This window comes from Vibrio sp. F13, assembly GCF_020806305.2.
Taxonomy (GTDB): Bacteria; Pseudomonadota; Gammaproteobacteria; order Enterobacterales; family Vibrionaceae; genus Vibrio; species Vibrio crassostreae_C.
In genome coordinates this window covers 1,342,510-1,367,263 of record NZ_CP170176.1, presented here as the reverse complement: position 1 = coordinate 1,367,263, position 24,754 = coordinate 1,342,510, and the positions used below count along the sequence as shown (strand labels likewise).

Genomic DNA, 24,754 nt, shown 5'->3' with positions numbered 1-24,754 from the left:
CCTTGCACGATGAAATGAGAAGTGTGGGAGAAGAAGGTTACATATAGGCATGAGTTGAAAAGAGCCCTTCGCTTAGACATAAAGTCTGAACTCGGAGCCCTAATGACACGCATCTAGTGTCTGTCTATTTAAGCTTACTCGCCTGCAATCTGTAGGTGAGAGCGCTTTAGGCTAGCAATCAACATGTAGATCGTTGTAGCAAGTAGAGACGCGAACAGGTAAGTGAACAATCCTGCTTGTGAATCCATAAAGCTGTCTGCAACGATTGGTCCCGCAACAGAACCGATGCTGTAGCAAAGTAGCATGATTTGAGTCACTGACACCAAGTAGCTTGGGTCAAGGTTACGGCAACCTAAGTTAATCGCGATTGGGTATAGCGCAAATGTGGCCATGCCTAATACGAACAAGCTCATGCCTAGTACGTAGAAATCGTGATTGATAGTCAGCACACCAATGCTTGCAACCCCTAGCAGGCAGAACAGAGCCATTAATAACACTTGTCCTACGTGGTGAGATAACCAAGTCACCATCGGCTGTACAGCCATACCACCCATGATAACCAAAGCCATCAAACCACCAATGTCTTCGTGTGCAATGTTACGTTGAGCAAGTTCAACTGGCATCAAGCCGTAAATCGCACCTAGCGTTAATCCGGAAACAATGCAGCCAATTAGCGCGCTGTGGCTTAATTTGCTGATCTGCTTTAAAGACAAAGATTGCGCATCGTGGATCTGTGGTGGAGTTGCTTGTCCGTACATCAGCACAATGATCGCACCAAACAGAAGGGTGAACATTGCGATGAAAGGTACGCCACCAGTAATACCTAAGTAACCGATACCAAGCTGACCAACTGCAGAACCGCCGTACAGTGAACACATGTAGATAGCGAGACGTTTTGCGCGTTGTGACTCGTCGCCGCTCATTAGCCAAGACTCTACAATCACGAAGATACCTGCAACCGCCACACCAGCCACAAAGCGAGCTAGTAGCCATACTGCTTGGTGTGGGATCAATGGCAATACAAGGATCGTTGCGATGAACACACTCAATGCGATGACGAACGCATCTTTGTGGCCAACACGCGCAATGGCACGTTCAATCAATAATGTACCAGCCAGTAGACCTGCATAGAATGCACTCGCTAACCAACTCGATAGATCTTTGTCTAAGCCATACTCAGACAGCATTAATGGTAATGAACTCATTAAGTAGCCTGAAGCGATCGCGTAAAAAGACAATGCAATAACAGGAACAGTTATGCGAGTTGTTGGTTGGATGTTGTCCAATGCAGGAGCCTCTGATAGTAAAAGAAACGATGAATTTTCCGCGACTATGGGGGAGAAACTGAATTGGGTAAAACAAATAAAAATGGTCGTTAAGATAAAAGAAATTTATCGACCAACTAAACTAAAATACGGTTGCGATATTTGGTGGTTTGGCGAGATTTTATGCGGGCAAAAAGTCGTTAAGCCGTTGTTCATTGGTGGTTTAATTTAGAAAAAGATTGCAGCGTGATTGTCTTTTTATGATTTGGATTGAGTGGGATTTTAAGTGTTAGACCGTTTCTTTACGGTATTGACGTGGCGAGTTACCACTCCACTTACGAAAGGCATGACGAAAGTTAGCGCTATCAGAAAAGCCAACTCGTTCAGATATCTCTTCAATACTCATTCGAGTTGAAGAAAGGTAGTGCCGGGAAAGGTGAAAGCGAACATGGTCCAGTATCTTCTGATAGCTCGTATCCGCTGCTTTCAGGTGACGACGCAGAGTTCGAGAAGACATGCCCAGTTCTGAAGAAATGGATTCTATAGAAGGGTAACATCCTGGCCTTTCAATCAGCATCTGAGAGACTTTCTCTTTGAGGCTACTGGGTGCACTGACTTTTGCCAACATGTCATCACACGATTTTAAGCACATCTGTAAAGTGATGGGGTTGGCGGTAGGAAGAGATGAATACAAGGTGGTTGCGTCGAACTCCCATTCAAGCCGGTCACTATTGAATTCAACCGGGCAGCGGAAAATCTCTGTGTATAGATCGCCGTATTCAGGTTTTGGATAGGGGAAGCGGATCACTTGAGAAGGAAAGGGCTTCTGTAAGACCTCTTCGCACAAACTGTGTATCGCTGCGAACCAGTATTCACAACAAAAGGGCAGTAAAGAATCGAGTTCGATAAGTTGCTCTGCGCGAAAGTAACCAATGTTGTCTTCTACAGACATGGTTTTCCTGAGGACAGGGCCAGCAAGTTGCAGATACTTAAACCCGATTAAAAAGGCATCGAGTAGTGTTTCGCTGCTAAACACCGCATAACCGAGCACGCCGAAATCGCTGAACCTCGCTTGTTGGCCAACTTTAAGCCCCAATCCGTCTTCGTTGGAATTCGCTAACGCATTACTGAACACAGCAAGCTTTTGCGCCAAAGTGATGTGTGTATCGGGTGTGTTGAGTTGGAGAGCATCGATGTTACTGCCTTCGAGCAACTCTTCGATACTGAGAACAGGCGACAGGTAACGATGCAGCAACTGAAGATCCAGAATGCCGAATGCTTGCATGTCGGGTTCGTAAACTGCGGTGTATTCCATAAGCTGCCTCTTGTTGAATATCGATATCTTAACCGAACTTTTAACATTTACGCCTGTTGCTTGTTCTCACTTTCGCAAGCTTGTTCCAAATTTTGGTTTATGTGTGCAAGGTTTTATTGGGCTAGCGCAGGCTGTGTCCGAATATCACCGGTTTTTGTCTTTTTGAAACCTGTTCGAAATGTTATAGAAATGTTGTAATTTATTGGGCTGCACATTGGAGCGTCTCAAACATTTTGCTCAATAACGACTCTTATCTACATGACACACCAATGTGCAGGCTCGTGATGACAAGAAAGAGACTTATTACAACGATTAGAACGTCTACGGTGACCGTCACAAACAGGTCTAAGCCGCACAAGGAGATCATGGATGCACAATCTTGCTGTTAATTTGGAGCGTAGCGCTTCGCTTTTTCCAACTAAAGCCGCTCTGCGTATGGGATCGGATGAAATCAGTTTTTCTCAGTTAGAACAACTTTCTGGAAACGTGGCTGCTAACTTGAAAAGACTTGGGTTGCAGAACGGAGATAAGGTAGCGTTGTCATGCCCGAACGTGACTTACTTTCCGATAGCCTATTACGGGATTCTAAAAGCGGGTTGTGTAGTCGTGCCTTTGAACGTGCTATTCAAGGCCAGAGAGATCGCTTATCACCTTAATGACTCTAACGCGAAGGCCTATTTATGTTTTGACGGCAGTGAAGAGCTTCCAATTGGTCGCTATGGTTTACAAGGTTTTGAGCAGGCAAACCACTGTGAACACTTTGTCGAGATGCCTATCCCAACAAACACAGACACTACTTTAGAAAGTAATGAGGAGCATGAATCAATCGCTGATTGGTTGGCACAACCTTTTACTCCTTTTGAGTCTGTGGCTTGTCATGGCGATGATACCGCTGTGATCCTTTATACCTCTGGCACGACGGGTCAACCAAAAGGGGCTGAGCTTTCCCACACCAACATGCAAACCAATGCGATGTCGTCACAGTATCTAATGAGATTGGAGTACAGCGACACCACAATGGCTACACTGCCTTTATTCCATAGCTTCGGTCAGACGGTGATGATGAACGCGAGTGTGCTAACAGGGTCCACCATGGTGTTGATTCCTCGTTTTGAACCGTCATTGGTTATTGAACAGATCATTAGCCATAAAGTCAGCGTGTTTGCGGGTGTTCCTACTATGTATATCGCGCTATTAAAGGCGGGAGAAGAGTCTTCTGATAGTTTAGAAAACACAAGCAAACGCTCTGAACAGGTTAAACACAGCTTGAGGTTAGGTGTTTCTGGCGGTGCTTCTATGCCGCTTGAGGTTATACGACAGTTTGAATCTCGTTTTGAATTACCAGTCTTAGAAGGTTATGGGCTCTCGGAAACGGCGCCGGTTGCGACCTTTAATCATATTGATGGCGATCGTTTATCGGGTAGTGTCGGTCAGCCTTTATGTGGCCACCTCATCAAGATTACTGATATACAAGGCAACTCTGTCGCTATGGGTGAACTCGGCGAAGTCTGTATTAAAAGCCCAAGTGTGATGAAAGGCTATTATCAAAGGCCAGAGGCGACAGCTGAATCTATTCGTGATGGTTGGTTCTTAACGGGAGATATCGGTCGCGTCGATGAGCATGGCAATTTGTTCATTGTTGACCGTGTTAAAGACATGATTATTCGTGGTGGGTACAACGTTTATCCACGTGAAGTCGAAGAAGTGTTGATGTGTCACCCCGATGTCGAAATGGTCGCGGTGGTAGGCGAGCATCATGAACATTTAGGCGAGGAGATCCACGCGCATGTGGTTCTTCACGAACATACGCAATGTGATAGTGCCGCCTTGATAGCATGGTGTCGTGAGCAACTCGCCGACTACAAATACCCGCGTAAGGTATTCATTCGTAAAGCCTTACCCATGACAGCAACCGGAAAAATCTTGAAGCGTGAGTTACACCCACTAGAAATAGCGGAGATGGCAAATGGATAGTTATGATTTTATTATTGTTGGCGGTGGTTCAGCTGGGTGTGTGATGGCTTCTCGGCTGTCGGAAGATCCTGATGTGACGGTTTGCTTGTTAGAAGCGGGTGGTAAAGACACCAGCCCATTCATTCACACACCCGTTGGCGTGGTGGCGATGATGCCAACCAAACTCAATAATTGGGCATTCGAAACGGTTGAACAGCCGGGTTTGAACGGTCGTAAAGGCTATCAGCCTAGAGGTAAGACACTTGGCGGTTCTAGCTCTATCAATGCCATGATGTACGCTCGTGGACATCGCTATGACTACGATAGATGGGAAAGCTTGGGCAATGCTGGCTGGAACTATGAATCCTGTTTGCCTTACTTTAAGAAAGCAGAAAACAACGAAGTCCACCAAGATGAGTTCCATGGCCAAGGTGGTCCTCTTAATGTGGCCAATCTTAGATCGCCAAGCCCTATGTTGGAACGTTATTTAACGGCGTGTGAATCGATAGGTGTACCTCGCAATGAGGATATTAACGGCGCTGCTCAGTTTGGGGCGATGCCGACGCAGGTAACACAGCTGAATGGTGAACGATGCAGTGCTGCCAAGGCTTACTTAACGCCAAACCTTTCACGATCGAATCTCACGGTCGTGACTAAAGCCACCACACATAAGGTCTTATTTGAAGGAAAGAAAGCGGTTGGCGTTGAATATGGATCTAACGGCAAGCGTTATCAGATCCAATGCAACAAAGAGGTGATTCTATCTGCTGGCGCGTTTGGTTCTCCGCAATTGCTACTACTGTCTGGTGTCGGTGCTCAAACTGAACTAGAGGTGCATGGCATCGAACAAGTTCATGAATTACCTGGAGTGGGCAAGAACCTTCAAGATCATATCGACTTAGTACATTCGTATAAATGCAGTGAAAAGCGTGAAACTTTTGGTATCTCGCTGCAAATGGCCTCTGAAATGACCAAAGCCTTACCACTATGGCGCAAAGAACGCCGCGGTAAAATGAGCAGTAATTTTGCAGAGGGAATAGGCTTTCTCTGTTCCGAAGATCATATCGCTGTACCGGATTTAGAGTTTGTATTTGTGGTCGCTGTTGTAGATGACCATGCTAGAAAAATTCATACCAGTCATGGCTTTACCTCTCATGTCACCTTATTGCGACCGAAGAGCTACGGCACCGTAACGCTCAATAGTAATGATCCCTATGATCCGCCTAAGATCGATCCTGCGTTTTTCAGTCATCCTGAAGACATGGAGATCATGATTAAGGGCTGGAAGAAGCAGTATCAAATGTTAGAGAGTTCCGCGTTTGATGATATCCGAGGCAATGCTTTCTACCCTGTGGACGCCAGTGATGACAAGGCTATCGAGCAAGATATTCGCAATCGTGCAGACACTCAGTATCACCCGATCGGGACCTGTAAAATGGGACCTAGTAGCGATTCTTTAGCTGTGGTAGATAAAGATCTCAAAGTTTATGGATTGGATAATTTGAGAGTCATTGATGCTTCTGTGATGCCGACACTGATTGGGGCAAACACCAATGCACCAACCATTATGATTGCTGAGAAAGTCGCAGATCAAATCAAACAGCAATACGGGTTTGGCAAGCAAGAATCTAATATTCAAGCGAAAGGCGAAGCTGTAGTTTTATTCAAGAAGTTAAGTGATAACCATAAATAAAACAGTAGGTTAGATAGTCTTGATTTGGTAAGACTCTCTAACCTATTTTTGTGTGCTTACTTAGAATTAAGTAATGCTAAATCAATAGCTTAACCAATAGTATTACTTAGTTAGTGCTTGATTAAGCCACTGATCAAATTGACCTTTTGGCAGTGCACCGTTAATCGTATCAACACGTTGACCGTTCTTGAACACCATCACCGTTGGGATGCTTCTGATTTGATACATAGCCGCCAGTTGCTGTTGAGCTTCGGTATCAATTTTAACAAATCGAACATCGCCAGCGCGCTCTTTAGCGACATCGCTAAATACAGGTGCGAAACCTACACATGGGTTGCACCATGTCGCCCAAAAATCGACAACGACAGGCTGTGAACTGTTCAAAATTGATTGGAAATTCAGTGACGTACCTTCGATTGGTGCACCGTCTAGAAGTGCGTTTTTGCACTTACCACAAGTAGGGCTTTCTGAAATTCTTTCTGAAGGAACTCGGTTTACGCCACCGCAAGAAGGGCAACGTGTGTTGAATGTAGACATAACTTTCTCTTTTTATTGCGTCTCCGTGCCTAACGCGATTTACGAATCATGTACGGAACGCTTATACTGTTTAAAACAAGAATAAGATACTCAAATAAAAACAAACAATAAACAGGTAAATGATGACAAAATTTTACGCTGAAATTACGGGCTGGGGAAAGTGTCTGCCACCAGCCGTGCTATCCAATGATGATTTAAGCACTTTCATTGATACGTCTGACGAGTGGATTCGTACTCGAACTGGTATCGAAAATCGTCGTATCAGTCATGTAAATACCTCTGAGCTAGCGACCGTTGCTGCTCAACATGCAATGGCGTGTGCTGGTTTAACAGCCGAAGATATCGATCTTGTGATCGTAGCGACATGCAGTCCAGACTCTCTTATTCCAAATACCGCGTCTAAAGTTCAACAGAACTTAGGCATCAAGAGCGCAGCAGCTTTTGACCTTAATGCAGCGTGTACAGGCTTTATCTACGGTGTTGAAACAGCAACTCGATTGATTCAAGCGGGCAACTACCGCAATGCGATCGTTGTGGGTGCAGAGCGTCTTTCATTCTTCATCGACTGGACCAAGCGTGATACTGCGGTTCTATTCGGTGATGGCGCTGGCGCTGTGGTTTTATCGCGTACTGAAGAACAAGTGGGTTTACAAGAAGCTCAAATCGGTTGTGACGCAGAGGGCCGTGACATTCTAGCAGTACCAAAATTCGGTACGTCTATGGACCGCTTTGCTGCTGATAACGGTTACTGGGATTTTGATTTCGTTGGTAAAGAGATCTTCAAGCGTGCAGTGAAAGGAATGGGCGCTGCAGCACATACAGTATTGAGTCGCACTGGCATCTCAACTGAAAACATCGATGTTGTGATTCCGCACCAAGCGAACATCCGAATTATTCAAACTCTGTGTGATATGGCGGGCATTGAACGTGAGAAAGCGTTTGTGAACATTCAAAACTATGGCAACACGTCGGCTGCGACTGTGCCAATTGCATTGTGTGAATCGTTAGAGCAAGGCTTTGTTAAACCGAACTCAAACATCCTTGTGGCGGCATTCGGTGCCGGTTTAACTTGGGGGGCAGGCCATATTAAGTGGGGTAGCCGTGTTGATCCGTTAGGTCAATCGGACGCTAAGCTTCCAGAAGCAGATAGCTCGGCATTAGAACTTCTAGAGAGAGCCATTTTACACTGTAAAACGCGTCCTAATTCTGAGAATGAGTAGCAGCATGGCCCAAGTTCGTTTTATGACAGAAGCCGACCTCGATGGAGCGGCTTTAGTTCACCAAGCTACTTTTGTTCGACAGCAAAACTCAAAAAATTGGTTACAATGTAACTTAAATGCTGCGCCACGCTTTCTTAACTTTGTTGCTGAAAGCGATGGCGAGATTGTCGGCTACATTATTTGGGTTCAAAAGAGTGGGTTTAGGCCTGAAGCTGTTTTGGAGCTAGAACAACTTGCTGTGTTACCGAGTGCTCAGGGGCAAGGATTGGGCAAAAAGCTGATTCTAGACTCTTTGCCTCAAGTGAAGCAGAAGCTATCAGAGCAGGGCTCGACACTAAAACATGTGCTAGTGACGACCAGAGCAGATAACTTTGCACAAAAGCTCTATCAGTCGACATTGGGCGCTCAAGTCGAAACCACGATTTCAAACTTTTACTCAGCCGATGAAGTGCTTATGATAGCTCGCAATGTAGGTGAGCGAATCTGATCGCCGAGTGATTAAAACTCATTATGATCAGCGATATAAGTCGACCACGATCGATAAACGTTTTATTAGGGGCTAAGTTAGTCCCTTTTGTTATTTCTTAGGAAGTGTTTTGAAGAAAGTTTTTGCAATTGGCTACGTTTGGCCAGAACCGAATTCATCGGCGGCTGGCAGCCATATGATGTCTCTTTTACGTCTATTTAAGAGACAAGGTTGGTCAGTTGAATTTGCAACACCCGCTCAAGAAACCGAGCACATGATTGATCTCTCTGAAGAGGGCATCACAAGCCAATCTATACAGTTAAATTGCGATAGCTTTGACGATTACATTGAAGAGCTGCAGCCCGATGTTGTGATGTTTGACCGTTTTATGATGGAAGAACAGTTTGGTTGGCGTGTCGAGAAAGTATGCCCGAATGCCTTTAAGTTACTGGATACGGAAGACTTACAGTTTCTGCGTAATGCTCGACACGAAGCGGTTAAGAAAGAAACAGATCTGACCAAAGCACACTTGTACAGTGACTTGGCTAAACGTGAAATTGCCGCGATTTTGCGCTGTGATCTTTCGTTGATCATTTCAAGTTACGAGATGGAACTGCTTCAATCTGAGTTCAATATCGATCCCAAACTGCTTCATCATCTGCCGTTCATGGTTGATCTTAATACGCTTCCTGAAAGCACGAAAAGCTTTGAAGAACGTAAGCATTTCATGACGATAGGCAACTTTAGACACGCACCGAACTGGGATGCCGTACTTCAGCTACAGAAGATTTGGCCGAAGATTCGTAAACAGTTACCTGACACTGAACTTCATATTTATGGATCGTATCCGCCGCCAAAAGCAACCGCTTTGCATAACCCTAAAACTGGCTTCCATATCAAAGGTTGGGCGAAAGACGCTCAAGAAGTGATGGAGCAGGCTCGTGTGTGTGTTGCACCTTTACGATTTGGCGCAGGCATTAAAGGCAAGTTACTTGATGCGATGAAGCTACAGACTCCGAACGTGACCAGTGAAATCGGCAGCGAAGGCATGTTGCCACAAGGAGAACTGCAATGGCCAGGTGCGGTTGCTGATGATATCGACGAATTTGTTGAAGCTGCAGTTGCCCTTTATAAAGATGAAGAGAAGTGGCTTAAGGCACAAAGCCGATGTCATTCAATCCTTGAAGCGCACTACGAGCAGAATAAACTGGGCGACACATTGATTGAGCGATTGATTGCGTTAGAGTCGGATCTTGAATCTCATCGACTGGATAACTTCTTTGGTTCGATGCTCAAACACCACAGCATGGCGAGCACGAAGTATATGTCCCAGTGGATAGCTGAAAAGAACAAGACTAAGTAGCTTACATAATACAACCAATACAACCGAATTAAATCATAAGCCCTTAGGTTAACGCCTAGGGGCTTTTTCATGCAGGGCGCTTGTTAATTCCAGACTTACAAAACGACACATACTCGCAGTACATTAGCATTGACTAATTTATATTTATTAGTAAACTCTAACTTATAGGTTGTTATGAGTTTATGATGTTTGTGGATAGGAGAGGTTTGTGCTTAGTTTGATTCCTTGGGATGCTTTTTTCGGCGGCATGTTGTTAGGCGTGTCGGCCATTGTTTTAATGTTGGGGATTGGTCGAGTTGCTGGCATTAGTGGCATTGTCAGCCGATTATTGCCAACTGGCACCAGCAACAAAGAACGTAAAGATGCGGATACAGCAAACACCGAAAAACACTGGCGTATCGCCTTTGTTGTGGGAATGGTCGCAAGTGGTTGGCTATTAATTCCGACGGGCTACCAACTTCCGCAGTTAGAAGAGATGAATCTCGCTTTAGTGATTATTGCTGGCCTTCTGGTGGGCTTTGGTACTAAAACAGCGAACGGTTGTACTAGCGGGCATGGCATTGTCGGAATGGCTCGTTTATCTAAACGTTCTATTGTTGCGACCTGTGTATTTATGGGTGTGGCAATCGTAACCGTGTTTATCAAGAATCTGACTGGCTTGGGGGCATAATGAAAAACGCTTCATTTACTATCGTTATCGGTTTGGTCGCAGGTATTCTTTTTGGCTCTGGCATGATCATCTCAGGGATGGTTGATCCTGAGAAGGTACTCGGCTTCTTAGACATTACCGGTAACTGGGACATTAGTTTGGCATTCGTCATGGGTGGCGCGCTATTGGTCTTTGCACCGTTTTATCATCTGGTCATTAAAAAGCGCGCTAAAGCCATCAATGGCGAGCCGTTAGATAGCCGTAACAATCCGTTGATAGACAGAAAGCTGATTCTTGGATCTACAGCGTTTGGCTTAGGCTGGGGGATTGCAGGCTTTTGCCCAGGCCCTGCGGTAACCAGCCTAAGTGGCGGCAACCCGACGGTGTGGGTGTTTATGATAAGCATGCTGGTGGGAATGTGGCTGGCGGATCGTATGAACAAAACGTGTTAGTAGCAAGCTTATAGCTGATTACATTGGCTTTGACGTTATCCGTTCTGAGCTGACCAAGCATAGAGGTTGACTCGCTTTCAGCACGAAAGTCAGTCAGCCTCTTTCTATATTTACTGTTTCTATTATTTTCAGTTATCTACAATCTGCTGTTATCTAAAATCTACTATTTAATAGTCGTTGAAACTGGGCAGTGGTCACTGAGTTTGTAGTCCAGAACATCTTGTGTTTCAAATACCTTCTGCTTTGCAGGAGAAGCATTTAGCGACTCACTCACCACAATATGATCAATAACAGAGCGGAACTGATGTGTGCGATAATTGTTGCGGTTAGAGCGTACCTTACAATCTGCACGGGTCTTTCGTGTCGCTAACTGCGCATCAGTATATTGTGATAACTCTTTCCACATCCAATCTCGTGAGTAAGCGAGGTTATGGTTAAAGTCGCCAAGAATGGCGTAGTCTTCGTTATTGCGCTCTCTTTGCTTTATCCACTTGTTCAGTTGCTGAGCTTGCTCTTTTAAACGAGAGCAATCGCGGTTGGACTTATACGCTCCGCTACAACCTGCCTTTAAATGCACAGACAACATGTGAATGGGTTTAAAGTTTGTTTCTACAACGATATAGCTGGCAAACCTAAGTTTACTGTTGGATGTGGTTTCAAGCGGAAAGTCAGCGTAGTCGGTGAGGGCTACTCCTTTACGAACTGCAAATCCCGTGTATTGGTTCACTTCTTTAAATTGGCGGTTGCTGTTCTTAGATAGCGTCCGGTCAGACATCAATATCTTGTATTGATCACCAGCCACACGCTGAATGGCATTTACGTTATCGACTTCTTGAAACGCAACCACGTCTGCGTCTAAGGATTGAAAATAAGTTGCGAGTTTGTCGAAATCAGCTTGATCACGTTTGTCAGAAAACTTATTCACAGCCTCGTTGGTTGATAACCATTCGATATTCCAACTGGATATGGTCAAAGGTTCAGCAAATGTCTGGCTACTGAGTAAGCAGCCTAACATTATCCAGTTTTGAAGTCGTTTCATGCCAAATATCCCTAATTTTGTCTGCCAATATTGATGAGCCGTTATCCTACAACACTTACCAAAAATTCAACTCTTTTTAGGAGTTTTTTTATTGTTACATTGTTTCTTTTCGACTTGAGAACTAGCGTAATAATATTGAATTGATCTTAGTCAGCGTTCTCTTTTTATTGATCCAAATCAATACTCAAAGTTGGTGGTTCTCGTTAAATACGCCACAATATCTAGTGTTAGTTAAACGATAAATCGCTCTATATAGTGTGTTTGTGGATAAGTCTGTGAATACCTCAAGAGTAAGGAGAAGTGGTGAAATCAATCGTAATCAAGCGTGATGGCTCAAGAGCTCCATTCAGTAGAGATCGCATCCAAGCTGCAGTGGAAGCAGCATCAGACAAAGCCGATAAGGAAATTGCTATTTATGCACTGAATGTGGCATTAGCAGTTGAGTTGAAGCTCGAAGACTACGATGAAGTTCATATCTCTGAAATTCAAACCATGGTCGAGAACGAGCTAATGCAGGGACCATACAAGTCTCTGGCTCGTGCCTACATTGAATATCGTCATGACCGCGACATCGCCCGTGAGAAGCAAAGCGCTTTAACTCGTGAGATCGAAGGTTTGATCGAAGAAAGCAACGTTGATCTAATCAATGAAAACGCGAACAAAGATGGCAAAGTAATCCCAACTCAGCGTGACCTGCTGGCGGGTATCGTGGCTAAACACTATGCGAAAACTCACATTTTGCCACGTGATATCGTACATGCTCACGAATGTGGTGATATTCACTACCACGATCTAGACTACGCACCGTTCTTCCCAATGTTTAACTGCATGCTTATCGATCTGAAAGGCATGTTAACGCATGGCTTCAAGATGGGTAACGCGGAAATCGACACACCTAAGTCTATTTCTACGGCGACAGCGGTAACCGCGCAGATCATCGCGCAAGTGGCGAGTCACATCTACGGCGGCACAACGATTAACCGCATCGATGAGGTTCTTGAACCTTACGTTATGGCGAGCTACGAGAAGCACTTATCGCTAGCGAAAGAGTGGGACATTCATAGCCCAGAAGCTTTTGCTATCTCTCGCACAGAGAAAGAGTGTTACGACGCGTTCCAATCTCTGGAGTACGAAGTAAACACGCTGCACACCGCTAATGGTCAAACACCATTCGTGACGTTTGGTTTTGGTTTAGGTGAAAGCTGGGGCTCGAAATTGATTCAGCAATCAATCTTGAAAAACCGCATTGCAGGTTTGGGTAAGAACCGTAAAACAGCCGTGTTCCCTAAACTGGTATTTGCGATCAAAGATGGTTTGAACCACCAGAAGCAAGATCCAAACTACGACATCAAGCAATTAGCGCTAGAGTGTGCGTCTAAGCGTATGTACCCAGACATTCTTAACTACGACAAAGTAGTAGAAGTGACAGGGTCATTTAAAACTCCTATGGGTTGTCGTAGCTTCTTGAATACTTACGAAGAAAATGGTGAGTTGATTCACGAAGGTCGTAACAACTTAGGTGTTGTTAGCTTGAACTTGCCACGTATTGCGATTAACGCAAAACAAGATATGGCTAAGTTCTACGAACTGCTTGATGATAAACTCAAGCTGGCTCGTCGTGCATTAGAAACTCGTATTTCTCGTCTAGAAAACGTGAAAGCGCGTGTTGCTCCAATCCTATACATGGAAGGTGCGTGTGGCGTTCGCTTGAAAGCAGACGACTCTATTGCAGACATCTTCAAGAACGGCCGTGCTTCTGTTTCTCTTGGTTACATTGGTATCCACGAAGCAATGACTGCGCTTTACGGCACAGACGTTCACTTGTACGATGATGGCGAAACGCGTGCTAAAGCGCTTGAGCTAGTGGAGTACATGAAGCGTGAAGTAGAATCTTGGACCAAAGAGACAGGTTATGCATTCAGCCTATACGGCACACCAAGTGAAAACCTATGTAGTCGTTTCTGCAGCATCGACACCAAAGAGTTTGGTGTGATTGATGGCGTAACAGACCGTGGTTATTACACCAACAGCTTTCACTTAGACGTGCAGAAGAAAGTGAACCCATACGACAAGATCGATTTTGAGATGCCTTATCCTGAAATCTCTAGTGGTGGTTTCATCTGTTACGGTGAGTTCCCGAACATGCAGAAGAACATCGAAGCACTAGAAAACGTATGGGACTACAGCTACACACGTGTTCCTTACTACGGTACAAATACGCCGATTGATGAGTGCTACGAATGTGGTTACAACGGTGAATTTGACTGTACTAGTAAGGGCTTTACGTGTCCTAAGTGTGGCAACCACGACTCAACCAAAGTATCGGTAACACGCCGTGTTTGTGGTTACCTTGGTAGCCCAGATGCACGACCATTTAACTTCGGTAAGCAAGAAGAAGTTAAACGCCGAGTGAAGCATCTTTAGTAAGCTCTAAGATTATTAGCTAGCTTATTTAGAAGAGCTACGTTTCAAGAAATATGATTGGTATCGGCGTTATGTCGATACCAATTCTTTCGTTTCAGCTTTTACAACACATCTTCTCAAACTATTAAGTAATCACGAGTTTTCAATACTGCCTTATGAATTATCACCAATATCACCCAATCGACGTTGTAAATGGCCCTGGAACACGCTGCACTTTGTTTGTGTCGGGTTGTGTACACCAGTGTCGCGGGTGTTATAACCAATCGACGCAAAGGTTGGACTCTGGGCATTTGTTTACTCAAGAACTGCAAGACCACATTATCGCTGATCTCAATGATCCGCGAATTAAGCGTCGTGGCTTGTCGCTTTCTGGTGGTGATCCTTTGCATCCTGCAAACGTGTCTGAAGTGCTTAAGCTTGTTCAGCGTGTAAAAGCAGAATGTGAAGGCAAAGACATCTGGATGTGGACGGGCTACGAGCTCGACGAACTCGACGAAAAGCAGAGGCAAGTACTTGAATATGTTGATACTTTGATTGATGGTCGTTTTGAGCAAGATAAAGCGGATCCAATGTTGGATTGGCGTGGTAGTTCAAACCAAATTATTCATCGGTTCCGACTCTAGTAGACTTTCGTTAGTTAACGTCAACCTACATTAGTGCAAATTAGTAGCCTCAGCTTCTCTGTTGAGGCTTTTTTATTTTATGACGTTCTAAATTTGTAAATTGATTGAATATTGAACTATATGGAATAGGGAATATTAGATTGCACCAGTCTCAACTAGAGTTATCTCCTAAAAATCAAAACTTTGATGAATTTCTGTTTCTTAAATTGTAAATAAAATGATAACTTGGAGGCCATTACTTGAATTTCAAAGGGTTGTGACTTTCATGTTTTCACATCTACCAAAACCAACTTTAGATCCAATTCTATCTCTTTCTGTTGCTTACCGCGGCGATACTCGTACTGATAAAGTCGACTTAGGCATTGGCGTTTACAAAAACGATCAAGGCGAAACTCCGATCATGAAAGCCGTTTCTATGGCTCAAGATATCGTTGTTGAAACGCAGAAAACCAAAGCTTACGTTGGCCTAGCAGGCTGTGAAGAGTTCAACCAGAGCATGGTTGATCTGCTGCTTAAAGGGACTTCTGCAATGGATCGCGTTGCTGCGATTCAAACACCGGGTGCAAGTGGTGCACTTCGCATGTTGGGTGACTTAATGAAAGTTTCTCAACCAGACACCACGGTTTGGATTTCAAACCCAAGCTACGTTAACCACAAACCGGTGATGGAAGCGGCAGGCTTAAAAGTTCGATATTACAATTACTTCAGTCCTGAAACGAAGCAAGTTGATACTGCAAGAATGTTGGATGACCTTTCAAAAGCGGGTCCATCAGATGTGGTACTACTGCACGGTTGCTGTCATAACCCAACGGGTGCGGATATCAACTTTGAAGCGTGGCAGGAAATCACCAAATTATCTCAGAAGAATGGTTTCTTACCGTTCGTTGATATTGCCTACCAAGGCTTTGGTGATGGCTTAGAAGAAGACGCAAAAGGTCTTCAACACATGGCTAACAACGTCGAAGAGATGTTGATTACGACATCTTGCTCGAAGAACTTCGGTTTATACCGTGAAAGAACGGGTGCCGCTATCGTGATTGGCAAAAACAGCGAACACGTTGGCAATGCTAAAGGTAAGCTTCTAACGCTTGCTCGTTCAACTTACACAATGCCGCCAGATCATGGTGCAGCTTTGGTTAAAACAATTCTTCAGAATCAAGAGCTAACCTCGATTTGGAAGCAAGAATTGAGTGAAATGCAGCAACGTTTGTTAAATCTGCGCCAAAGTTTATGTGATGAATTGCGAAATACTTATAACACGTCACAATTTGACTTCATTGAAAGCCATAAAGGCATGTTTAGTGTACTAGGCTTTAAAGAAACTCAAATGAATCAATTACGTGAAGAATATGGAGTCTATGGTGTTGGTGATGGACGCATCAATATCGCAGGCCTTTCCGAATCTCATATTCCTTATGTAGCAAAAGCGATAGCAAACGTTTCAAAATAGAAGGTGACTGAATGTATAATTGGAAAGCGATTGTAGTTTTAATGCTAAGTGGTGGCCTGTTTGCTTGTTCGGCTACAACTCAAACTCCTGTTGAGCCAGAGCAAAAGCCTCAAATCGAACAACCTGTTGTGGATGACTCTTCAAAAACTGACGCTACAGAAGGCGAGAAAGTAACGGAACCTACTGAGAAGCCTGAAGAAGTAAAACCAACTGAGCCGGAAGTAAAACCTGCACCTGTTGAAAAACCAGTAGAGAAGGTTAGAAAAACAAGTGATGGCAAACTGATTCTTGGTGAAGAAGAGTGGGTGTTTGTTCCTGGTTTAAAAGAAGCGTTTAAAGCACGTGTCGATACCGGTGCAACAACCTCTTCAATCAGTGCAGTTGATATTGTTGATTTTGAACGTGACGGCAAAGACTGGGTTAAGTTCAAGATTGAACACGACGGAATTACAACTGAAGAGATCAGCTTACCAGTAGAACGCTGGGTTAAGATCAAGCAATCAAGCGCAGAAGGCACACAACGACGCGCTGTGGTTGTAGCTTCGATTCAAATTGGCGATCTAAAAGACAAAACTGAATTTACGCTAGCCGACCGAACGCATCTTTCTTTCCCACTTCTGTTGGGTAGAAGCTTCTTTAGAGATGTTGCGGTTGTCGACGTGAGCAAAAAATACGTTCAGAAGAAAATTACTAAATAACAAGTTCTGCTCGTCATCAAAGCTTTTCGTTTTGAAGAGCTATAGTTTCAAAGGTGACGAGCTTAAAAGACTTTTAGTGTTGATAAATGAAATCCCTACCAGTTCTGCTGGTGGGGATTTTTTTATTTACACCCCATAACGTATGAAAAGCATCTAAATGGTCTATGTTTACTATTCGTTTACTGTTTAGCCTCGACAACGTGATCGAGATCTCTATATAATCCGCGCTTCGATTTTTGTTTAATCCATACTTTCGTACTTCTTATTTAGGTTCTTGAAATAGCCTAATAATTATCTGTCAGTACACGCTTAGGAATTAGTTCTTTGATATCTACCGCGAACATCACAATGCAATTTGGCGCAGAGCCGCTGTTTGAAAACATCTCTGCTAAATTTGGTAACGGCAACCGTTATGGTTTGATCGGCGCTAATGGTTGCGGCAAATCAACGTTCATGAAAATCCTAAGTGGCGCATTAACGCCAAGCTCGGGCAACGTTTCTATCACTCCAGGAGAAAAGCTGGGTGTGCTAAGCCAAGATCAGTTCGCTTTCGAACAGTACAGCGTTATCGACGTTGTGATCATGGGTGACAGAAAGCTGTGGGAAGTAAAACAAGAACGTGACCGCATTTACTCTTTGCCAGAAATGAGCGAAGACGATGGCATGAAAGTCGCTGAGCTTGAAAGCGAATTCGCGGAAATGGATGGCTACACAGCAGAAAGCCGTGCTGGCGACATCCTAATTCAAGCGGGTATTGAAGAAGAGTTCCATTTCGGCTTGATGCAGCAAGTAGCTCCAGGTTGGAAACTGCGTGTGCTATTGGCACAAGCTCTGTTTGCAAACCCAGATATCCTGCTTCTTGATGAACCAACCAACAACTTGGACATTCACACGATCAACTGGCTTGCTGAAGAGCTAAACCAGCGTAAATGTACAATGATCATCATTTCGCACGATAGACACTTCCTGAACTCTGTGTGTACACACATGGCAGACATCGACTACGGTGAGCTACGTGTCTACCCTGGTAACTACGAGTACTTCCTAGAAGCATCTGGCTTGATTCGTGAACAGCTTTTAGCAAGCAACGCTAAGAAAGCGGCTGAAATCAGCGAGCTTCAAGATTTCGTAAACCGTTTTGGTGCTAACGCATCTAAAGCAAAACAAGCAAGCTCTCGTGCCAAGAAAATGGATAAGATCACGCTTGATGAAGTGAAATCATCGAGCCGTATGAGCCCATCTATTGATTTTGGCGAAGGTAAGAAATTACACCGTCAAGCGCTTGAACTTAAAGAGCTTAGTCACGGCTTCGATGGCGAAACACTGTTTGCTGGTGGTAACTTGTTGCTTGAAGCGGGCACACGTCTTGCTGTTATCGGTGAGAACGGTGTGGGTAAAACCACGCTGCTACGTTGCCTAGTTCAAGAACTAGAGCAAAACGAAGGTATCGTTAAATGGTCTGAAAACGCATCGGTAGGCTACTGCCCACAAGATAGCACGACTGACTTTGACAACGACCTGAGCATCTTCGATTGGATCTCTCAATGGCGCACAGTGAAGCACGATGACCTTATGGTACGTGGCATTCTAGGTCGCCTATTGTTTACTGCTGACGATGCGAACAAAAAAGCGCGTAACTGTTCTGGTGGTGAGAAGAACCGTCTGTTATTCGGCAAGCTAATGATGCAAGACATCAACGTGCTTGTAATGGACGAACCAACCAACCACATGGACATGGAAGCAATCCAAGCCCTGAACGACGCGTTGAAGGTTTACACTGGCACGCTTATCTTCGTAAGCCATGACCGAGAGTTCGTTTCTTCATTAGCAACACACATCATCGATGTAAAAGATCAACAGCTAGTGAGCTTCCAAGGTACTTATGAAGAGTACTTAGATCACCAGAAAAAGATGCTGATGGTTAGCTTATAAAGCAAGTCGCTGGCTCAGGTCGTGAACGACTAAAAGCCAGCGAAACTAACAAACAAAAAAGCCCCGAACATTAATATGTTCGGGGCTTTTCTATGTAATACGTTTAGCTATTTATTACTCAGTAATTGAAATCTAGATTAGAATCCGAATCGAGCCGACATTAAGATTTGGTGGCCATATGTGCCGTTATTGCGCATATCAAGACCAACAGACAGTTGATCAGTTGAATGGAAACGAGCACCGATACCCAAAATTGAACGAGTGTCATCGTTGTCGATCAGTTGACCAAGGCGTGCGTTAACTTCAACGTTTGCCATTAACCAAGCTCTCAAGCCAAGGTTAATTTCTGTTTTGATGTGGTTATCGTCATTCCGTTCAATGTTGTGCAGTAACATTTGGCCAGTAACGTCAGCAAATTGACTGATTGGGCCGTTGAATCCCATACCTACCGCTGCATCCCAATCACTTTCAAATTCTGAATCGATACGAGCAACAAAATGAGAGTTCTGAGTGAACATTGTTGTGACTTCACCACCGAAAGTACTTGGGCTAGTACCCATGCGCAGCTCGAATGTGTTGTAGTTAAAGTTGTTTGCAGACGCAGAGAATGAACACAGTGCAGCGAGTCCTAAAAGGACAGTCTTATTCGTGCAACCTAGCATGGTGACTCCATATAAATTGTATTTTGCGGCAGTATAATACAAAAAAGCTTGCAATATGCAGGCCAATTATTTGAAGTCGGTATTTTTATATTAATCGCTTATAGAACCTGGATGTGGTCCACTTCGATTTCAGGTGTCTTACCACCTTCATATTCACCGAAGATACGAACTTTTGTATCAGCGGTCAGTGGTTGTGCTAGGCGGATATCATCATCAAGTTCGATTTGAATTTCACTCTGGCCATCAGAGAAGACAAACGTGTCATTCTTAAGTTGACGAACGATCTTGCCATCCACAATTGCTTCTTGCTCTGCGAACATGCTTGTGTCGGCAAGTAGTGTCGCAACAGAAACGGTTTCAATTGGGCCAGTATAAGCAATAGCGCTTTCGTGCTTGTTGCTGTTGTGGTCACTAGCCATTGCGAAAGTAGGAGCAAGGATAATAGTAGATGCGATAGCTAATACAGTTTTTTTCATGGTGAATCCCTTAATGTTGTTTTTAGTAGAAACGTTTTTCTGAATTTGAAACGTTTCTTTTCGTTAGTACGTTTTTTGTTGAAGCGCCTGTTATCGTTCACAAGCTTCGTTTCGATGGAGCTATTAAACAACACTGGGGTTGAATCCAGAGTGAGTAACACATTCATTTTCCATTCATTTTATTGAGCATCTACTCGGCAATGACGTTAAGATGGTCGCAGAGAAATATTGCCCACAGCTATAAATTGAAAATTAAGAAATTAAGGATTTAAGTACAAATGCGAGCACCATTAAGTGCCCTTATGGTTCAAGGGACAACGTCAGATGCCGGAAAAAGTGTTTTGGTGGCAGGTTTATGCCGTGTTTTGGCAAGGAAAGGAATCAAAGTGGCACCTTTTAAGCCACAAAACATGGCGTTGAACAGTGCTGTGACAAAAGATGGTGGCGAAATTGGCCGTGCTCAAGCGGTTCAGGCGCAAGCTTGTAATATAGAGCCAACCGTTCACATGAACCCTGTATTGCTAAAGCCCAACTCAGATACCGGCGCGCAAGTGATTTTGCAAGGCCGAGCGCTGAGCAACATGGAAGCGACGGGTTATCATGATTACAAGAAAGTGGCGATGGATACAGTTATCGATTCGTTTGACCGACTTTCTGAAGAATATGAAAGCGTGATGATTGAAGGTGCGGGGAGCCCAGCCGAAATCAATCTTCGTGAAAATGATATCGCTAACATGGGATTTGCTGAGAAAGCGGACATCCCTGTGCTCATCGTTGCTGATATTGACCGTGGTGGCGTTTTTGCGCATCTCTACGGGACATTAGCTCTATTGTCTGAATCTGAACAAGCTCGTGTAAAAGGCTTTGTGATAAATCGTTTTAGAGGCGATATCGCACTGCTTCAATCTGGCCTAGATTGGCTAGAGGAAAAAACCGGCAAGCCAGTCATTGGTGTTTTGCCATATCTGCATGGTTTTAACTTAGAAGCGGAAGATGCCATTACCTCTGCTCAAGAGTCTGACGGAGAAGCTAAGCTTAAGGTGGCGGTGCCAGTGCTAACCCGAATCAGCAACCATACAGACTTTGACGCGTTAAGATTGAATCCTTCGATTGATTTACGTTATGTCGGTAAAGGCGAACGTGTAAACAATGCTGATTTAATTATCTTGCCGGGTACAAAGTCGGTAAGAGCAGATTTGGATTACCTAAAAGAACAAGGCTGGGATAAAGATATTCAACGCCACCTGCGCTTAGGCGGCAAAGTGATGGGTATCTGCGGTGGCTACCAAATGTTAGGTAACATCATCCACGATCCTGATGGCGTTGAAGGGGAACCCGGCAGCAGCGAAGGGTTAAGGTATCTGGATACTGAAACGACCCTTACACAGCAGAAAACCTTAACCAACGTACGCGGCACCATGACGCTGGATGGCAAAACAGCACAAGTAAAAGGGTATGAAATCCACGTAGGTAGGACTGATGTCAAAGAAACAGCCTTACCGGTTCAGTTAGAATCTGGCAGCCTAGATGGCGCTGTGAATCAAGATAACTCGATTTTTGGTACTTACTTGCATGGCGTATTCGACAACAGTGATGCGTTGTCGCTTATTTGCGAATGGGCAGGAGCCAACGATGTGACCGCGATTGACCACGAACAGCTTAAAGAGCTGGGTATTAATCGAATCGCTGATGCCATCGAAGAGTACTTAAATCTTGATCTGCTTTGGCCAGAGTTAACAGCTTAAGCCGCCATTTAGAAGTTAGCTAAAGAACTTAAACGAACAATAGATAAGTGATAACAATGAAAAAGCGAGTCTTCCTTTTAACCATGGCTTTAACTTCGGCATTGAGTTCTAGTCATCTTTTTGCTGCGGAAAAGCTACGAGTTTACGCTGCATCGTCGATGACCAATGCGGTTAATCTGTTGGTTGAAGAGTTTGAGAAAGACCATTCTGTCGATGTGATTCCTGTGTACGCGAGTACATCGTCTTTGGTGCGACAAATCGAAAGAGGAGCACCAGCAGACATTTTTATCTCGGCAAATGAGAAATGGATGACGCATTTAGTCGATCGTAAATTGGTTTATAGTGACAATGTCACAAACCTATGTGAAAACGAACTGGTGCTGATTGCTCCTAAAGAGACATCGGTAACGTTAGACCTATCAAAAGGTGAACAATGGGCTAAACTTCTTACTAATGAAAGGCTTGCAGTGGGTAACACCATGTCGGTTCCTGCTGGTATCTATGCAAAAGAAGCGTTAGAAACGTTAGGTGTATGGGACGATGTGAAAACTCGATTGGCACCAAGTAACAATGTTCGTATGGCCTTAGCCTTAGTCGAGCGCAGTGAAGCTAAGCTTGGCATTGTCTACAAAACGGATGCGTTGCTTTCTAAAGAAGTAAACCTAGTGTCGACCTTCCCATCAGATCTGCACACACCAATACGTTACCCTGTAGCGAAGTTGAGTGATAAAGTTGTGGCAGAAGAGTTCTATACTTTCCTAAAGAGCGAAAAAGCGAAAGACACCTTGAACAGTTTTGGATTTGAAGTGCGTTAAATGATGTATTTATCGGAATACGAATACCAAGCCTTAATGCTGAGCTTAAAAGTCGCTGGGTTTGCAATCTTATGGCTTATCCCTATCGGTATTGGCTTAGCATGGCTACTTGCTAAGAAACAATTTGTAGGTAAGAGCATTGTTGAGAGTATTGTCCATTTACCTTTGGTACTTCCACCTGTGGTTATTGGCTATTTACTGCTAGTGATGATGGGCAGGCAAGGTATCATAGGTTCGTGGCTCAATGACGTGTTTGGTATTGTATTCAGCTTTAGCTGGAAGGGCGCGGCACTCGCTTGTGTGGTTGTGGCGTTGCCGCTGATGGTTCGCTCTATTAGATTGAGCCTAGAAACCGTAGACAGTAAGCTTGAAGAGGCGGCTGCTACATTAGGCGCTTCACCTCTTCGTGTGTTTTTCACGATCACTTTACCCTTGATGATCCCAGGGGTCATTACCGGCACCATGCTTTCATTCGCAAGAAGCCTAGGGGAGTTTGGCGCGACCATCAGCTTCGTTTCAAATATTCCCGGTGAAACTCAAACCATTCCTTTGGCTATGTATACCTTTATTGAAACCCCTGGCGCTGAAATGGAAGCCGCGCGTTTGTGTGTCATTTCTATTGTGATAGCGCTGGGTTCATTGATGCTATCTGAGTGGCTCAACAAAAAGTCAGCACAACGCTTGGGAGGCAATGCATGAGTGCTTTGATCCTCCAATATCAACAACAACTTGGTGAAACGTTCTTTGATATCGACTTGGAATTACCAAGTAGCGGCATTACGGCAATTTTTGGTCGTTCTGGCGCGGGTAAAACCTCACTTATCAATGCAATCAGTGGCCTTAAACAGCCCGATAAAGGTCTGATCAGCGTATCTGGAACCACACTGTTCGATAGTGAAAATGGCATTAATTTGCCGACTCACAAACGCAACGTCGGTTATGTGTTCCAAGAGTCGCGATTGTTTCCACATATGAAGGTGGCAGCGAACCTTAAATACGGTATGAAAAGCGTCGATCAAGCGCACTTTGAGCAAATAGTCTCGCTGTTGTCTTTGGGTTCATTGCTTGACCGATACCCAGCTCGTTTGTCTGGCGGTGAGAAGCAACGTGTGGCGATTGGCCGCGCTTTGTTATCAAAGCCGAGCATTTTGTTGATGGATGAGCCTTTAGCGTCTCTCGACTTGCCTCGTAAGCGCGAAGTGATGCCATTTCTGGAAAACTTATCCGAAACCGTCCAAATACCGATCATCTATGTCACCCATAGCCTCAATGAAATTTTACGCTTGGCAAATCACCTTGTGATTATTGACCAAGGCAAAGTGATTTCGTCGGGTGTGACGGAAGAGGTTTGGGCATCGAGAGCCATGCAACCTTGGCAATCTTTCTCAGAGCAAAGCTCGTTGTTTGAAGCGACATTAGCGGAACACAATGACGATTATGCGCTGTCTCGCCTGATGCTAGGAAAGTCGACGTCGTTATGGGTTCAGAAAGTATCGAGTGAGCTTGGTACGACAGTGAGGCTGCAAGTTAGGGCAAATGATGTCTCTATCACGCTAGAACGGCCGAAAGGGACTTCTATACGTAACATCCTTCCTGTCACCATTAAAAGCGTAGAGACGCACCAACAAGGCACAAATAAGCAGAGTGTCGAGGTCGAGCTAGAGTTAGAGTCTGGGTGCTACCTATGGGCAACCATTACATTGTGGGCGCTGGATGAGTTAAATCTAGAAATCGGGCAGCGTGTTTACGCTCAAATTAAAGGTGTGAGTGTCGCTCAAAGAGATATCGCGGTAACGCATTAAACCTGACAAGGTCAGTTTTTCGATATTGCCGCGATACTGCCTGTTATAGGTTCTGAAAATTCGGTCTTGATTCCATGAATGGATACATGCGTCATTTTTATACGGTATAACTGCCAGTTTTGCGTCACACTATATAAGTGTTAAAGCATATAATTTGTCGAATCATATGAACATT

General features: G+C 44.4%; 23 protein-coding genes. 17 read left to right on the top strand and 6 right to left on the bottom strand.

What is annotated here, in order from left to right:
* Positions 1–134 precede the first annotated feature (134 nt).
* On the bottom strand, positions 135–1,286 hold the full coding sequence (locus LMH68_RS20945) for an MFS transporter (protein WP_029235229.1): 1,152 nt from the start codon (positions 1,284–1,286) through the stop codon (positions 135–137).
* On the opposite strand from LMH68_RS20945, the gene LMH68_RS20940 reads away from it, so the two are divergent.
* The gene (locus tag LMH68_RS20940; protein WP_017060129.1) at positions 1,258–1,497 is read left to right on the top strand and encodes a hypothetical protein; all 240 of its coding nucleotides are present in this window, start codon (positions 1,258–1,260) and stop codon (positions 1,495–1,497) included. The genes LMH68_RS20945 and LMH68_RS20940 overlap by 29 nt on opposite strands.
* A 57-nt stretch (positions 1,498–1,554) precedes the next feature.
* On the opposite strand, the gene LMH68_RS20935 is transcribed toward LMH68_RS20940, so the two are convergent.
* On the bottom strand, positions 1,555–2,580 hold the full coding sequence (locus tag LMH68_RS20935; RefSeq protein WP_229647500.1) for an AraC family transcriptional regulator: 1,026 nt from the start codon (positions 2,578–2,580) through the stop codon (positions 1,555–1,557).
* Positions 2,581–2,949: 369 nt separating this feature from the next.
* Between LMH68_RS20935 and LMH68_RS20930 the strand changes: the two genes are divergently transcribed.
* Both LMH68_RS20930 and LMH68_RS20925 read left to right on the top strand, forming a co-directional pair.
* Positions 2,950–4,554 carry a long-chain-fatty-acid--CoA ligase gene (locus LMH68_RS20930; protein WP_017060127.1) on the top strand — a complete coding sequence of 535 codons (1,605 nt, stop codon included), beginning with the start codon at positions 2,950–2,952 and terminating at the stop codon, positions 4,552–4,554.
* Positions 4,547–6,226, top strand: a complete 1,680-nt coding sequence (locus LMH68_RS20925) for a GMC family oxidoreductase (protein WP_229647501.1) — start codon at positions 4,547–4,549, stop codon at positions 6,224–6,226. Before LMH68_RS20930 ends, LMH68_RS20925 begins: the two co-directional genes overlap by 8 nt.
* A gap of 102 nt (positions 6,227–6,328) precedes the next feature.
* Here LMH68_RS20925 and trxC read toward each other — a convergent pair whose 3' ends face one another.
* Positions 6,329–6,763 carry a thioredoxin TrxC gene (gene trxC, locus LMH68_RS20920; protein ID WP_017060125.1) on the bottom strand — a complete coding sequence of 145 codons (435 nt, stop codon included), beginning with the start codon at positions 6,761–6,763 and terminating at the stop codon, positions 6,329–6,331.
* Between the two features lie 122 nt (positions 6,764–6,885).
* On the opposite strand from trxC, the gene LMH68_RS20915 reads away from it, so the two are divergent.
* From LMH68_RS20915 to LMH68_RS20895, 5 genes are all read left to right on the top strand, one after another.
* Positions 6,886–7,983: a ketoacyl-ACP synthase III gene (locus LMH68_RS20915; RefSeq protein WP_017060124.1), complete on the top strand. Its 1,098-nt coding sequence runs from the start codon at positions 6,886–6,888 to the stop codon at positions 7,981–7,983.
* Between the two features lie 22 nt (positions 7,984–8,005).
* Complete coding sequence (locus LMH68_RS20910) at positions 8,006–8,470, top strand: GNAT family N-acetyltransferase (protein ID WP_029235379.1); 465 nt, start codon at positions 8,006–8,008, stop codon at positions 8,468–8,470.
* A 109-nt stretch (positions 8,471–8,579) separates the two neighbouring features.
* Positions 8,580–9,812, top strand: a complete 1,233-nt coding sequence (locus LMH68_RS20905; RefSeq protein WP_229647502.1) for a glycosyltransferase — start codon at positions 8,580–8,582, stop codon at positions 9,810–9,812.
* A 208-nt stretch (positions 9,813–10,020) separates the two neighbouring features.
* Positions 10,021–10,482, top strand: a complete 462-nt coding sequence (locus tag LMH68_RS20900; protein ID WP_010429747.1) for a YeeE/YedE family protein — start codon at positions 10,021–10,023, stop codon at positions 10,480–10,482.
* Positions 10,482–10,913, top strand: coding sequence for a YeeE/YedE family protein (locus LMH68_RS20895; protein WP_016787649.1), 432 nt, complete (start codon positions 10,482–10,484; stop codon positions 10,911–10,913). The genes LMH68_RS20900 and LMH68_RS20895 overlap by 1 nt, the downstream gene beginning before the upstream one ends.
* Positions 10,914–11,076: 163 nt before the next feature.
* On the opposite strand, the gene LMH68_RS20890 is transcribed toward LMH68_RS20895, so the two are convergent.
* Positions 11,077–11,952, bottom strand: coding sequence for an endonuclease/exonuclease/phosphatase family protein (locus LMH68_RS20890; RefSeq protein WP_229647503.1), 876 nt, complete (start codon positions 11,950–11,952; stop codon positions 11,077–11,079).
* Between the two features lie 303 nt (positions 11,953–12,255).
* On the opposite strand from LMH68_RS20890, the gene nrdD reads away from it, so the two are divergent.
* The 5 genes from nrdD to LMH68_RS20865 all read left to right on the top strand — a co-directional run bounded on the left by nrdD (position 12,256) and on the right by LMH68_RS20865 (position 19,079).
* Positions 12,256–14,376: an anaerobic ribonucleoside-triphosphate reductase gene (gene nrdD / locus LMH68_RS20885; protein WP_137001491.1), complete on the top strand. Its 2,121-nt coding sequence runs from the start codon at positions 12,256–12,258 to the stop codon at positions 14,374–14,376.
* A 155-nt stretch (positions 14,377–14,531) separates the two neighbouring features.
* The gene (nrdG, locus tag LMH68_RS20880; RefSeq protein ID WP_017064571.1) at positions 14,532–14,999 is read left to right on the top strand and encodes an anaerobic ribonucleoside-triphosphate reductase-activating protein; all 468 of its coding nucleotides are present in this window, start codon (positions 14,532–14,534) and stop codon (positions 14,997–14,999) included.
* 265 nt (positions 15,000–15,264) lie between these two features.
* Positions 15,265–16,449 (top strand): amino acid aminotransferase, encoded by a 1,185-nt coding sequence (locus LMH68_RS20875; protein WP_048612657.1) that lies wholly within the window; start codon positions 15,265–15,267, stop codon positions 16,447–16,449.
* Positions 16,450–16,460: 11 nt separating this feature from the next.
* Positions 16,461–17,147, top strand: coding sequence for a RimK/LysX family protein (locus tag LMH68_RS20870; RefSeq protein ID WP_229647504.1), 687 nt, complete (start codon positions 16,461–16,463; stop codon positions 17,145–17,147).
* A 324-nt stretch (positions 17,148–17,471) separates the two neighbouring features.
* Entirely contained in the window at positions 17,472–19,079 is a 1,608-nt protein-coding gene (locus LMH68_RS20865) for an ABC-F family ATPase (protein WP_267868974.1), read from the top strand.
* Between the two features lie 137 nt (positions 19,080–19,216).
* Here the strand turns inward: LMH68_RS20865 and LMH68_RS20860 are convergent, their stop codons facing one another.
* Both LMH68_RS20860 and LMH68_RS20855 read right to left on the bottom strand, forming a co-directional pair.
* Positions 19,217–19,741: a hypothetical protein gene (locus tag LMH68_RS20860; protein ID WP_017060115.1), complete on the bottom strand. Its 525-nt coding sequence runs from the start codon at positions 19,739–19,741 to the stop codon at positions 19,217–19,219.
* A gap of 98 nt (positions 19,742–19,839) precedes the next feature.
* Complete coding sequence (locus tag LMH68_RS20855; RefSeq protein ID WP_048608277.1) at positions 19,840–20,217, bottom strand: YgiW/YdeI family stress tolerance OB fold protein; 378 nt, start codon at positions 20,215–20,217, stop codon at positions 19,840–19,842.
* A 278-nt stretch (positions 20,218–20,495) separates the two neighbouring features.
* Between LMH68_RS20855 and LMH68_RS20850 the strand changes: the two genes are divergently transcribed.
* Genes LMH68_RS20850 through modC form a run of 4 tightly spaced genes read left to right on the top strand, consistent with a single transcriptional unit; the run spans position 20,496 to position 24,579 of the window.
* Positions 20,496–21,962, top strand: coding sequence for a cobyric acid synthase (locus LMH68_RS20850; protein WP_017067811.1), 1,467 nt, complete (start codon positions 20,496–20,498; stop codon positions 21,960–21,962).
* 56 nt (positions 21,963–22,018) lie between these two features.
* Positions 22,019–22,777 carry a molybdate ABC transporter substrate-binding protein gene (gene modA, locus LMH68_RS20845; protein ID WP_017060111.1) on the top strand — a complete coding sequence of 253 codons (759 nt, stop codon included), beginning with the start codon at positions 22,019–22,021 and terminating at the stop codon, positions 22,775–22,777.
* Positions 22,778–23,476 carry a molybdate ABC transporter permease subunit gene (modB, locus tag LMH68_RS20840; RefSeq protein WP_017060110.1) on the top strand — a complete coding sequence of 233 codons (699 nt, stop codon included), beginning with the start codon at positions 22,778–22,780 and terminating at the stop codon, positions 23,474–23,476.
* Entirely contained in the window at positions 23,473–24,579 is a 1,107-nt protein-coding gene (gene modC / locus LMH68_RS20835) for a molybdenum ABC transporter ATP-binding protein ModC (RefSeq protein WP_017060109.1), read from the top strand. Before modB ends, modC begins: the two co-directional genes overlap by 4 nt.
* Positions 24,580–24,754 lie beyond the last annotated feature (175 nt).